Source organism: Paenarthrobacter sp. TYUT067 (assembly GCF_023656375.1).
Lineage (GTDB): Bacteria > Actinomycetota > Actinomycetes > Actinomycetales > Micrococcaceae > Arthrobacter.
Genome location: NZ_JAMOIT010000020.1, coordinates 82,610 through 94,945, shown reverse-complemented (window position 1 = coordinate 94,945; position 12,336 = coordinate 82,610). Strand labels below are relative to the sequence as shown.

Sequence of the window (12,336 nt, the reverse complement as noted above, 5' to 3'; positions counted from 1 at the left end):
CTGCCCGTTCCACAGGTGGTGCTGGTACTGGTGGGGGTGTCGGGTCTGGTGGAGTAGCCCCGACCCGTGGCCAGGTCATGGCGGACACATTGGTTGAACGGGTTACCGGCACGCCGGGTGGGTTTTCGGGGATCAACCTGGATCTGGTCATGACCGACCGGACGCTCTTTCAGGGCGATAGTGAACCGGCCCGGCTCAAGGGATACGGAATCGTCCCGGCAGAGTGGGGAAGGAAACTTCTCGGCCTGGGGCCAAAAGGAAGCTCAGGGCAGGCCGAAAAGTCAGCGCCCGCCGAATGCTCCGTGCCGGTGGCTGACGTCAGGCACGCCGGTCCCGAGCTAACCGCCCCCGCACCAGTGGCAGCCGCACCGCCGACAGCAAACAGCTTAGGAGCAATACAGACATCACAGTCGGCCCAAGACCAGGAGTTCGATGTCTGGCTCCGTCGGCTCTACACCGCGCCGGGCACCGGAGAGCTCCTGGCAACGGATTCCAAGGCCCGGTTCTTCCCGGCAAGGCTGCGGCGATTCATTGAGACCCGTGATGACACTTGCCGGACGCCGTATTGTGATGCGCCCATCCGGCACACAGACCATGTGGTTCCGTGGCGTTCAGGAGGGAAAACGAACCTCGCAAACGGGGCTGGTCTGTGCGAAGCATGCAATCACACCAAGGAAAACCCCGGCTGGACCACCCGTGCAGTACAGGCCGACGTGCACACCCTGGAAATCCGCACCCCCACCGGGCACACCTAACAATCCAAGGCTCCACCCCTACCCGGGCACCAGCCTATGGACGCCGATACCTCTTGAATGATGCAAGTTCTACTGACGCTTGGGGAACAGGACCACTCATTGCCCAGGAAACAGTTCCGAGACGGTGCCGGGGCCAAAAACTACAAGCCAGCTCACCCCTAAGACGAAGATAACCCCGGTTGCAGCCAGCGCGATTATGGGCGCTCGTCTCGTCATGCCCGAAAGGATCCTCATGACGGGTCCACCAATCGGACGCTCCTTTGAAGCAGCACCTGTATGAAGGGCGGTTCGCCTTCTAAGCGCCAGAAGTTGTCTCAGAGTTTCCGCACCGCGACTTCAAGGACCAGACCCCGGCCTCGGGCAGACGAATAACACATCCATGCGCCAGCGTAAAAGGGGAAAGCTGTCAGCACCATATAGAAAGCCAGAAATTGGAACAAGCCGCCGAGGATCTCTGTGGCCTTTACCCCCCAGCGACCCCCCGCGGCCATATCCAGCGCAGCCACCATAAACGGACTCGTGAAAATCGCCCACAGGAGTATGCCCATGGCCACACTTCCCGTCACTGACCACCACTGCTTGTTGTACCAAAGGACACAGATTTTGCTTAGCCGGTCTACAGCCAGAAATGCCAGGCCGGCGGTGATGACCACAGTTGGAATGAACGCCTTCCCACCCGCCAGCGACGCTGCCACACTGCCACTGGACACCGGATAAATGGCAAACATTATGACAACGTGGCAAGTGGGTCGGCGGGGGGCGCCGACCCTTCTCCGGGGTAAGGCTCTGAGTACCGATTTCTTCTCGCGAACAAGTTTCCATAGGTAAGCATCTGCCGTGGTGTCAACCAACTTAGAGTGCTCTGCAGCATCACTGGCGAACAGCGATAGAAGCCCGCCGAGGGCCAAAGACCCGAGCCCGCGAACAGCATCGAAACGCGGAGGGTTTGACCATGAACCGAAATCAAAAGACTGCCCGAAGGACACCATCATCAGGCCTGTAGCAGCAAGGGAAATAACCCGGCACGCCATATCTAGGAATTCAACCGGGCCAGGGTGTTTCCTTTTGTCAGTGATCTTCAAGGATCGTGCCTGAAGCTGGACGGCCACTACTAGAGTGGCCAGCAGTCCGAAGCCCGACAACACCGAAGCTCCAGGGATCCGCCTTAAGATCGGGTTGTAGGACATGTCCACGTTCAGTGACGCCATCCAAACGAAAAGCCAGACCACGATGCTGACGAGCAGATGCGCCAGTGTCCTCTTCAGTAGGCGGCCTCGGTATGCCTCTGCCTCTTCCATAACGCGGACAAGGACTTTGGGACTTAGCTGATCCAGAATGATAACGCCCTTACGAACCGTCACGTATCTAGCTCACGTGCTCGCGATTGATGGTGGTCAACGACGCCACAGAGTCTGAATCCGTCGTCATACAGGAAGTGCTTCATTTCGGGAGAACGTGACGGAGCTCCCAATTGTTGGCGGATCGCGAGCGACAACAAAATAGGGCCCCTCCCGCCGAAGCGGGAGGGGCCCTGAAAGAACCGACAGCAAGGTGAAGATTTAGAACTCCCAGTCCTCGTCTTCCGTGTTGACGGCCTTGCCGATCACGTAGGAGGAGCCTGAGCCGGAGAAGAAGTCGTGGTTCTCGTCGGCGTTCGGGGACAGGGCGGAGAGGATGGCCGGGTTCACGTCGGTGACGGATGCCGGGAACATGGCCTCGTAGCCCAGGTTCATCAGCGCCTTGTTGGCGTTGTAGTGCAGGAACTTCTTGACGTCCTCGGCCAGGCCGACTCCGTCATAGAGGTCATGCGTGTACTGGACTTCGTTTTCATACAGCTCGAAGAGGAGCTCGAAAGTGTAGTCCTTGATTTCCTGCTTGCGGGCCTCGGAAACCTTCTCCAAGCCCTTCTGGAACTTGTAGCCGATGTAGTAGCCGTGCACGGCCTCGTCGCGGATGATGAGGCGGATGAGGTCAGCCGTGTTCGTGAGCTTGGCCCGTGAAGACCAGTACATGGGCAGGTAGAAGCCCGAGTAGAACAGGAAGCTCTCCAGCAGAGTGGAGGCGACCTTGCGCTTCAGGGGATCGTCGCCCTGGTAGTAATCCATGACGATCTGAGCCTTCTTCTGCAGGTTCTCGTTTTCGAGGGACCAGCGGAAGGCGTCGTCAATCTCCTTGGTGGAGCACAGGGTGGAGAAGATGGACGAGTAGGACTTGGCGTGCACCGACTCCATGAAGGCGATGTTGGTGTACACGGCTTCTTCGTGCGGGGTGATGGCGTCCGGGATCAGCGAAACAGCGCCAACGGTACCCTGGATGGTGTCCAACAGGGTGAGGCCCGTGAAGACGCGCATGGTGAGCTGCTGCTCTTCCGGGGTCAGCGTGTGCCACGACTGAACGTCGTTGGACAGCGGCACCTTCTCCGGCAGCCAGAAGTTGTTGACGAGGCGGTTCCAGACTTCCACGTCCTTATCGTCCTGGATCTTGTTCCAGTTGATGGCCTCGACGTGTGTCAGCAGCTTGACCTTCTCGGTCATGTCATCCCCTTAAGCGATGGTGTTCTTGAGGTAAGCCTACGACGGCGGGTGGTGACCCGCCGTCGTACTCTTTAGTTTTTGCAGCGGCAATCGCCGCAGAAATCAACCGATTTCGGTTACAACATGCACGAAACACAGCCCTCAACCTCAGTCCCTTCCAGCGCGAGCTGGCGGAGACGGATGTAGTAGAGGGTCTTGATGCCCTTGCGCCATGCGTAGATCTGCGCCTTGTTGATGTCCCGCGTGGTGGCGGTGTCCTTGAAGAACAGCGTCAGGGACAGGCCCTGATCCACGTGCTGCGTGGCAGCGGCGTAGGTGTCGATGATCTTCTCATAGCCGATTTCGTAGGCATCCTGGTAGTACTCCAGGTTGTCGTTGGTCAGGTACGGAGCCGGGTAGTAGACGCGACCGATCTTGCCTTCCTTGCGGATTTCGATCTTGGCGGCCACCGGGTGGATGGAGGACGTGGAGTTGTTGATGTAGCTGATGGAACCGGTAGGCGGTACAGCCTGGAGGTTCTGGTTGTAGATACCGTGCTCCATGACCGAAGCCTTCAGCTCGCGCCAGTCATCCTGGGTGGGGATATGGTGGCCGGCGAAGAGCTCGTTGACGCGCTCCGTTGCCGGAACCCATTCCTGCTCGGTGTACTTGTCGAAGAACTCACCGGATGCGTACGTGGACTTCTCGAAGCCGCCGAACTTCTGGCCGGTCTCAATGGCGAGACGGTTGGAAGCGCGCAGAGCGTGGAACAGCACCGTGTAGAAGTAAATGTTGGTGAAGTCCAGGCCCTCTTCGGAACCGTAGTGGACGTGCTCGCGGGCAAGGTAGCCGTGGAGGTTCATCTGGCCAAGGCCGATTGCGTGGCTCTGGGCGTTGCCCTGAGCGATGGACGGCACCGAGTTGATGTAGGACATGTCGGACACGGCGCTGAGGGCACGAATGGACGTCTCGATGGAGCGGCCAAAGTCCGGCGAATCCATGGTCTTGGCGATGTTCATGGAACCGAGGTTGCAGGAGATGTCCTTGCCCACGGTCTCGTAGCTGAGGTCCTCGGCGTAAATGGACGGCGAGGAAACCTGCAGGATCTCCGAGCACAGGTTGCTCATGGTGATCTTGCCGTCAATCGGGTTAGCCCGGTTCACGGTGTCCTCGAACATGATGTACGGGTAGCCGGACTCGAACTGGATCTCCGCGAGGGTCTGGAAGAACTCACGGGCGCTGATCTTGGTCTTCTTGATCCGAGAATCGTCAACCATCTCGTAGTACTTCTCGGTCACCGAAATGTCGGAGAACGGAATACCGTAGACCTTTTCCACGTCGTACGGGGAGAAGAGGTACATGTCCTCGTTCTTCTTGGCGAGCTCGAACGTGATGTCCGGAACCACAACACCCAAGGAGAGCGTCTTGATGCGGATTTTCTCATCAGCGTTCTCACGCTTGGTGTCCAGGAAGCGGTGGATGTCCGGGTGGTGGGCGTGCAGGTACACGGCACCTGCACCCTGGCGGGCACCAAGCTGATTGGCGTAGGAGAAGCTGTCTTCGAGGAGCTTCATCACGGGGATGACGCCGGAGGACTGGTTCTCGATCTGCTTGATCGGGGCGCCGTGCTCACGAATGTTGGTGAGCGAGAGAGCTACACCGCCGCCACGCTTGGAGAGCTGAAGCGCGGAGTTGATGGCGCGGGCGATCGACTCCATGTTGTCTTCGATGCGGAGCAGGAAGCAGGAAACGAGCTCGCCGCGCTGTGCCTTGCCTGCGTTGAGGAACGTGGGAGTAGCCGGCTGGAAACGGCCGTCGATGATTTCATCAACAAGACGGTTGGCCAGGTCTTCGTCGCCGCGGGCCAGGTGCAGGGCGACCATGCAGACGCGGTCTTCGTAGCGCTCCAGGAAACGCTTGCCGTCAAAAGTCTTCAGCGTGTAGGACGTGTAGAACTTGAAGGCGCCAAGGAAGGTCTCAAAGCGGAACTTTTTCTTGTACGCGCGGTTGAAGAGATCGCGGATGAAGTTCATCGTGTACTGGTCGAGGGTTTCGCGCTCGTAGTACTGGTTCTTCACCAGGTAGTCGAGCTTCTCTTCCAGGTCGTGGAAGAACACCGTGTTGTTGTTCACGTGCTGCAGGAAGTACTGGTGCGCAGCTTCACGGTCAGCTTCAAACTGGATCTCGCCGTTAGGGCCATACAGGTTCAGCATGGCGTTGAGCTCGTGATAACCCAAGCCCTTGAAGGCCTCAGGCAGCGGCTTCTTGACCGTGTCCACAGCGCCCCCGGTTACTTCTGTTTCTGCGACAGTTGTGTCCAAAACTTTTCCAGCCCTTCGTTGACCCGCTGAACGTCTTCCGGCGTTCCCATGAGTTCAAATTTGTAAAGATGCGGCACCTTGCACTTAACGGAGATGATGTCCCCTGCTGCGCAGTAGTTGTCCGCGAAATTGGTGTTCCCTGCTCCAATAACACCGCGGATCAGTTCCCTGTTCCTGGGATCGTTGAGAAATCTGATGACCTGCTTTGGCACGGAACCTTCGCCGTTTGTCCCGCCATAAGTAGGCAGCACGAGGACGAAGGGTTCCAGAGCTTGAAGCGGAGCGTCCTGGGCATAAAGCGGGATGCGTGCTGCATCCATACCCAGTTTCTGGACGAATCGTTTGGTGTTCTCGGAGGTCGAGGAAAAGTAGATGAGGTGACTCCTCGTGGTCACAGCTTCCGCAGCATCGCGTACGGGTGCCGCTGCCAGCGGTGCCATGGGAGTCACCTCTACTACATAGGAATTCTTAGTGTGATGTGGTGGCGAAGTTTGAATAAAACTTAGGCCACGGAGGAAACGGCCTGGGCCAGTTCCTCGATCTTGTCCGGGCGGAAACCAGACCAGTGGTCCTGCTCGGTGACGACAACCGGCGCCTGCAGGTAACCCAGTGCCTTGAGGCGCTCGAGGGCCTCGGCGTCCTGGGAGATGTCCACACTCTGGTAGGCAATGCCCTTCTTGTCGAGTGCTCGGTAGGTTGCGTTGCACTGAACACAGGCCGGCTTCGTGTAAACCGTTACGGTCATGATCCCTGTCCCCTAAGTTGAAGTCTGATTCTCTTCGTATCTGGCGGGCTCAACCGGAACTTTAGTACTGAATCCGATACCGGCCCGCGGGCTGCCGTGACAGCCAACACGCTCTGATTTTGTCTTGTGCTGGTTTCCCGCTCAATCCGTAAATCGATACTACATGTAGTGCAAGCGCCGAACTGGAACCCCAAGATGATGTATTACAAGTATGTCATTCAATCCACCGCTCGTCCACAGGCAAGGGCCCTCAAAATGTCCGTGATTCCGCGAAATTGAGAGATGTCATCCACACCCTGTGGACTACTTAGCCACATTTAATCTTCAGCGTGTCGCCCGGATACGGCGTGTCGTGACAGTTTGAAAATGTGGCGTGGCGAACAGCTAAAATCGCCTGATGGTCAACCTTCTCCATCTCCGCACGTTGATGGAGGTCACCCGGCTGGGTTCCTTCGCCGCAGCGGCCGCCCAACTCGGCTACACAGCGTCGGCAGTGTCCCAACAGATGGCCGCGCTGGAACGCGATACCGGCGTCGAACTCTTCCAACGCTCTGCCCGCAGCGTCATTCCCACCGAGGCCGCGGTGACCATGACCCGGCACGCGTCCAAGGTGCTGACCGACGTCGAAGCCCTCATGGCCGCGGCTTCAAGGACCAACGACTCCCCCGCCCAGGAGCTGAGACTGGGTATTTTCCCCAGCCTCGCCACTTACGTACTGCCGGAGATCCTCCGGAACGATCGGTGGAAGAGACTGGGCATTGAGCTCCGCGTCTCAGTGGCCGAACCGGCCCAGACCATCCAAGGACTTCGCACCGGCGGTGAACTGGATGTGGCATTGGTTTATCAAGTGGGGCAATCCGGTCTGGCCTGGCCGCACTCCCTGGAACGTCAGTGGATTGGCGACGACGACTTCCGAGTGGTGCTGCCTGCATCATGGAAAATCCGGGAAGACGCCGAGATCGAAGCGGCTCACCTCTCGGACATGCCATGGATCGTCCACCACCCCGGCACCAGCGATGCCCTGGTCATCGAACGCCTCTTCGCCAGCTGCAACCTGCACCCCCGCGTGGTGGCTTACAGCGATGACTTCCATGCCAGCCTGGAGATGACCGCAGCCGGCCTGGGGGCATCGCTGGTACCGGAACTGGCGCTGCGCAACCGGCCACCCGGCGTCGTAGTTCTTGATGTTCCGGACATCCGCCTGGCCCGGAACGTCTTCGCTCTTCTCATCAATGAAAAGAGGACAGCCCAAGTGCAGTTGTTCACACAGCTGCTCGCTGACACCCTGAGGGACACCTCGGGAAAGAGTGGCCTCCACCCCCTGAAATCCGCTCCTGTCAAGGGCCGGAACCCCAAAGGGTGAATTGGAGCGAAGTGCTGGAACCCGCCGGTTGATGGGGTTAGATTGATCACATGGGCAAGGTAGCGAGCAAACATTTTGGGGAGATCGAGCTCAACCACGGGCGTGAACATTGCTTCGTTGCGAGACACGAACTTGGCGGCAACCAGCTTGAGTTGGACCTCAACGTCACTGCGCACGATCACTTCGATGAGGCGGCCATGCGCAAGGTGGACTACAGGTTGCGCTTCCTGCCCGAACTCGTGGACCAAGTCAGGGAAATGATCGCCGACGAACTGGACCAGGACGGCACCAACCCCCAACAGTTCCTCCATTTTCACTGTTCGCAGCTCAAGGAAGAGCAACTCCAATCCGTCTTCGGCGTCAAAGACAAAGGCCAGCTCACCAACGACGTCTTCCTGAAAGCCCTCAAGCTTGGCCACGTGGCCATCTATCCCGGCCAGCCGGAACGCTACTTCGTACTGGATTTCACCCTCGGCTCACACTTCACCGACGAACTGTTGGTGGCTGCAGCTGACGAGGACGGCGTGGTGGACGACGAAATTCTCTGGGAGTCGTAACTACGTCGTGTAACAACTCACCACGGACGGTCCACCCCCGGGGCTTTGTCCGGCCCCCGCAGGTACTCGCCCCGTTCCTGACCCTCCGAACGTTCAAGCTGTGCTTGCCGCCCGCTTTCTTCAAGCTGCCGGAGTTGCTCCTGGTTCGGGGGCGGCTGCGTGGCCTGCCCGGACGTGGATGGATCGTTGCGCGGCGACTCATCCGCTGAGATCTTCCCGTTAATTCGATCCCGGGCCGCATCCAGGTTCTCACCCTCACCTGCGGAGTTAGCCGGACCCACAGCATGGCATTGCGGCGGTGCGCTTTCTACCCCGGCCTTGGCCTCCCTGAACAAGCGGGCCGCTACTTCCGGCTCCCCGGCCGCATCCCCCAGCTTCTCGATGCTCAACACAAGGTTGACTCGCACCCTGCATTCGTCCACACCAGGGCCGGCCTCCAACGCCGCTTCAAAGTCCTCCCGCGCGGCGGCAAAGTCTCCCGCAAGAACATGGGCATCACCGGAGGCGAAAAGTCCCTTATGTGGCTCCACCAGGTTTGCTACCTGCAACCACGACGCCGCACCGGCCACCCCCTCCTGCTCCCCGGCGTCGAAGGCCTGCCCGGCAGAGGCGCCAAGGACACCAACGCTCAGGAGCTTCGCCGCAACCGCGAGCGCCAGCAGCGCTGGTGGTGCTGAGTAGAGCGCCAGCCGACGTCGCCGCCGTCGTGCGTTGCGTCCGTTCATGGGGTGGTCCCCTTCCGCACGGCGGGCCGAAGCGATTGGAGGGCGGTGAAGTGCCGCAAAGGTTCGTTGATCGCCAGAAGGAAAGCGGCCAGGGAGAGCAGCCAGTAGAGTTCCACGCGGCCCGGACCGTCGGGGGTCATTGCGGTCATGGTGCCGGGGCGGGCCTGGCTCAGCATGTCCGAGGTTGGCTCGGTGCCTGTCCTATGGGCGTAGGGAACGTGGAGCTGGTCTGCGATGGCGCGCAGCTGTCCTTCGTCGATTCGTGAGACGGCGTCCTGCGGGGTGTCGGAGGTTTTGTCCTGCACGTACGCGGTATCGGGGGTGGAGGTTTCCTTCATTCTCCCGCCCCGCCCGGTACCGTACCCGAGTACTGCTCCCCCGGCCACATTGCCGGCGTTCATGGGAGCCGGCGCTTCCGCGCTGGTGTTCTCACCGTCGCCGGCGTAGAAGACCAGTGCGGGGCGCCCTGGGTGTTGCTGATTTGCCGCTTTGAGTCTGTCTTTCAGGAGTTGGGCCGCACCGGTGACGCTGCTTCCTTTGGCGTACCTGCTGTTTTGTGGTTGCAGGGTTGCCATAGCGGTTTGCAAGGCTGTTGCATCCTGTGTGAGGGGCATGCGGACGTTGGCTTTGTTATCGAAGGTGATGAGCGAAAACTTGGCTCCGGCCAGTTCCTTGGCAATGGCCATGACGTCCTGCTGGACTCCTGAAAGCCGGGTGCTGGTTCCGTTGTAGTCTTCTGCGGCCATGCTGGTGCTGGTGTCCACGACGAAGAAGACGTCCATGTCTGCGGTGCCGGTTTGGGCTTGGCCTCCAGCCCAACCGGGACGTAGAGCGGCAAGAAGCAGAAGGACGACGGCGGCACCGCGCAGGGCTGCAGGCTTAGAGGTCCGCCGCGGACGGGTTGACTCACGACGCACGTAGGTCCAAGTCGTGAAACCGAGCAAGGCTGCGAAGGCCAGGGCCAGCAGGGGCCACGGAACGATGGGGGCGAAAGTCATGGTTCCAGCCGCCAACCGAGCAGCAGCATCCCCGCACCGGCAAGCAGTGCAACGCCCAATGGCCAGTCAGGGGCGTCTGCAATCACTACCCGGGGCGCTGCAAGGTAGCTTGTAGCTTCGGTTTCCTGCACTTTCTGGACGATGCCCTGAACTGCGTCCGGGCTATCCAAAGTGAAGTAGGTGCCGCCGGTTCGTTGGGCTGCTGCTTTGAGCTGGGCCCCCGGCTGATCGGGTTGCCCGCCATAGTCCATGTCGCCGGGGTTGAGCGCGTGCACTTTCACCTTTTTCTCGGCGGCCAGGGCCGAGGCTTCGTCCAGGGTGAAGATCGGTTCTCCGGAAAGGAAGTTGTCCGTGGCCAGGACCACGGATCGCGAGCGCTCCCCTGCGTCAGTGCCGGGGAAGCTCTGCACGCAGCTTGCCAGCCCGTCGCCTATGAGCGAGGAGCCTTCCCCGTTCCACGTACCGTCAAAGAAGGACCCGGCTCCGCTGTCCAAGGCTTCCTTGGCGTTGGTGAGTTGTTCGGCGGCGAACTGGTAGTCGTCGGTGAGCGGGAAAAGCTGCACGCTGCTGCTGTCGAAGATGACCATGCCTATTCTTTCGCCATCGAATTCCTTGGCCAAGTCTTCGAAAACGGCTGCGATGGCGGCATCCGTGCTGGTCATTGACCCGGACACGTCAAGGCACAGCACAATGTCCCTGTTCCTGATTTCCGGTTGCTCTGTTGTGCGGTGGACCGGTCTTGCCGCGGCTGTGGCGGTGGCGGCGAGGAATACGGCGCCCAACACCACGGCGAGCGCCAGGCGTGTACGGTGCCGGCGTATCGCCTGCTGGTATTCGGGGAGGTCAGTGAGCCGCTCACCGTGGGCGATGGGCCTGGTCTGTGGGGCACGACGACGGCGGGACAGCCACGCGGTGACTGTCACCGCTGCTGCGGCCAGGGGAAGTATCCACCAGTAGCTCAGTTCCATGCGAGCACCACCTGACGTGCTGCTTCTGCGGATTGGCTCACGGAGTGGATCGGCAGGGGCGCGAATTCATTGGGGTAGATGCCGGCTATTCCTGCCGCCAGCTCCTTGAATTCGTGGCGCTGGAGGTCTTGGAGGGTCATGGAGGTCATAGGCAGGCCCGTGGCCGCTCCGGCGAACTCCCGCACGAGGAAGCTGAGCCTCTGGTGCGCGTCGCGCTCCGTCAGGCGACCGGCGTCGGCGTCCGCTGAGGTGGCCTCGATTGCAGACAGGCAGGCGGCTCGTAACGTGTCCAGGTCAGGAACTTGGCGGACCGGCGCGTCTTGGCGGACGGGAGCCTTCTTACGGTCCGAGAAGAGAACCCAGGCGTACCAGGCTCCGATGAGGATCACGAGCATAAGCCCGAGCCATAACCATTGCGGTTGGTATTGCAGGGGCGAATAGAAGCCCGCTTCATCCTGCACGGCTACCGCCCTTGCTAGGGGTCCTTGCCGTGAAGGCGCGGGAACGGTGCTTTTCGAGGAGAGCGAAGACTGAACCTAGGACGTCCTCGCTGCCGGTGGTTTGTTCCTCGGCGATTCCCAGCCGGTAGAACACATCCTGACGCCGCCGCTCGCGTTCCAGCGTTGCCGCAGCGTAGGCGGCACGTACCGTGGGATCCACGGCCAAGGACAGGGGAATTCCTTGCCCGGTGCCCACATCCGTGCTTTCCTGCATCCGGTTCCCGGGTTCGGCGGCGAGCTCGGCATCGCAGACTGTCAGCCACAGCACCTCGTGCCGGCCGCGCAGCCTCCGCATCAAGGTCTCCGTGCGGGCGTCCGGAAGGAACTCGTCCGCCACGGCGACGATGAGCAAACGCCCCTTCAGGTACCGCAACACATAGTCCAGCTGCTCGGCGATCCCACTGGCCTGTCCGTCCAGGGAAGCGCTCGCATCCACTTCGCGGAGCAGCCGTTCCAAATGCTCCTCACCACTGCGGGGCGGGATGTACGTGGACCTTGTGGCGTTCCCGTGCAGGAGACCTACGTCGTCACCGTGCCGGGAAGCCAGGTAACCCAGCACTCCGGCCGCATGCACGGCGATGTCCTTCTTGGTTTCCCCGGACAATGCCTGTGCGGCCATGTTCCTCCCGGTGTCCACCAGGAGAAGGACTGTGTGCCGGCGGACTGCAACGTAGCGCTTCACAAGGGGGGATCCGTGCCGTGCCGTGGCCTTCCAATCGATGTCGCGGACCTCGTCACCAGGGACATATGCGCGGAGTTCATCGAAGTCCAGGCTGCGGCCTTTGAAGACCGAACCGTACTCGCCGTCCAGAAGGGTCAGTGTCCTACGGTGGGCGAAGATGAACATCTTCGATTTAACGCGTCGGAGGAGGCTGGGCACGTCCGGGCCCC

The 12,336-nt window shown here is 60.4% G+C and carries 13 protein-coding genes; 3 read left to right on the top strand and 10 right to left on the bottom strand.

Annotated elements, in window-relative coordinates; genetic code table 11:
- The coding region (locus MOD31_RS17575) for an HNH endonuclease (RefSeq protein WP_250821226.1) at positions 1 to 755 on the top strand (755 nt) is incomplete at its 5' end.
- 314 nt (positions 756 to 1,069) lie between these two features.
- On the opposite strand, the gene MOD31_RS17570 is transcribed toward MOD31_RS17575, so the two are convergent.
- The 5 genes from MOD31_RS17570 to nrdH all read right to left on the bottom strand — a co-directional run bounded on the left by MOD31_RS17570 (position 1,070) and on the right by nrdH (position 6,334).
- A complete protein-coding gene (locus tag MOD31_RS17570) occupies positions 1,070 to 2,116 on the bottom strand; it encodes a hypothetical protein (protein ID WP_250821225.1) in 1,047 nt (348 codons plus the stop codon).
- Positions 2,117 to 2,314: 198 nt separating this feature from the next.
- On the bottom strand, positions 2,315 to 3,289 hold the full coding sequence (gene nrdF, locus MOD31_RS17565) for a class 1b ribonucleoside-diphosphate reductase subunit beta (protein ID WP_166840537.1): 975 nt from the start codon (positions 3,287 to 3,289) through the stop codon (positions 2,315 to 2,317).
- A gap of 116 nt (positions 3,290 to 3,405) precedes the next feature.
- Positions 3,406 to 5,547, bottom strand: coding sequence for a class 1b ribonucleoside-diphosphate reductase subunit alpha (nrdE, locus tag MOD31_RS17560; RefSeq protein ID WP_308196387.1), 2,142 nt, complete (start codon positions 5,545 to 5,547; stop codon positions 3,406 to 3,408).
- 11 nt (positions 5,548 to 5,558) lie between these two features.
- Positions 5,559 to 6,029 carry a class Ib ribonucleoside-diphosphate reductase assembly flavoprotein NrdI gene (gene nrdI, locus MOD31_RS17555; protein WP_250821224.1) on the bottom strand — a complete coding sequence of 157 codons (471 nt, stop codon included), beginning with the start codon at positions 6,027 to 6,029 and terminating at the stop codon, positions 5,559 to 5,561.
- A 62-nt stretch (positions 6,030 to 6,091) separates the two neighbouring features.
- Entirely contained in the window at positions 6,092 to 6,334 is a 243-nt protein-coding gene (gene nrdH / locus MOD31_RS17550) for a glutaredoxin-like protein NrdH (RefSeq protein ID WP_142939031.1), read from the bottom strand.
- Between the two features lie 397 nt (positions 6,335 to 6,731).
- Here nrdH and MOD31_RS17545 point away from each other — a divergent pair, with 397 nt between their 5' ends.
- Both MOD31_RS17545 and MOD31_RS17540 read left to right on the top strand, forming a co-directional pair.
- A complete protein-coding gene (locus tag MOD31_RS17545; RefSeq protein WP_142939030.1) occupies positions 6,732 to 7,697 on the top strand; it encodes a LysR family transcriptional regulator in 966 nt (321 codons plus the stop codon).
- 50 nt (positions 7,698 to 7,747) lie between these two features.
- On the top strand, positions 7,748 to 8,254 hold the full coding sequence (locus MOD31_RS17540) for a DUF2004 domain-containing protein (protein ID WP_142939029.1): 507 nt from the start codon (positions 7,748 to 7,750) through the stop codon (positions 8,252 to 8,254).
- Between the two features lie 17 nt (positions 8,255 to 8,271).
- Here MOD31_RS17540 and MOD31_RS17535 read toward each other — a convergent pair whose 3' ends face one another.
- Genes MOD31_RS17535 through MOD31_RS17515 form a run of 5 tightly spaced genes read right to left on the bottom strand, consistent with a single transcriptional unit; the run spans position 8,272 to position 12,325 of the window.
- Positions 8,272 to 8,979 (bottom strand): hypothetical protein, encoded by a 708-nt coding sequence (locus MOD31_RS17535; RefSeq protein ID WP_250821223.1) that lies wholly within the window; start codon positions 8,977 to 8,979, stop codon positions 8,272 to 8,274.
- Positions 8,976 to 9,977: a VWA domain-containing protein gene (locus MOD31_RS17530; protein ID WP_223940412.1), complete on the bottom strand. Its 1,002-nt coding sequence runs from the start codon at positions 9,975 to 9,977 to the stop codon at positions 8,976 to 8,978. Before MOD31_RS17530 ends, MOD31_RS17535 begins: the two co-directional genes overlap by 4 nt.
- A complete protein-coding gene (locus MOD31_RS17525) occupies positions 9,974 to 10,945 on the bottom strand; it encodes a VWA domain-containing protein (RefSeq protein WP_250821222.1) in 972 nt (323 codons plus the stop codon). Before MOD31_RS17525 ends, MOD31_RS17530 begins: the two co-directional genes overlap by 4 nt.
- Positions 10,936 to 11,406, bottom strand: a complete 471-nt coding sequence (locus MOD31_RS17520; RefSeq protein ID WP_142939025.1) for a hypothetical protein — start codon at positions 11,404 to 11,406, stop codon at positions 10,936 to 10,938. The genes MOD31_RS17525 and MOD31_RS17520 overlap by 10 nt, the downstream gene beginning before the upstream one ends.
- Positions 11,396 to 12,325 carry a DUF58 domain-containing protein gene (locus tag MOD31_RS17515; RefSeq protein ID WP_250821221.1) on the bottom strand — a complete coding sequence of 310 codons (930 nt, stop codon included), beginning with the start codon at positions 12,323 to 12,325 and terminating at the stop codon, positions 11,396 to 11,398. The genes MOD31_RS17520 and MOD31_RS17515 overlap by 11 nt, the downstream gene beginning before the upstream one ends.
- Positions 12,326 to 12,336 lie beyond the last annotated feature (11 nt).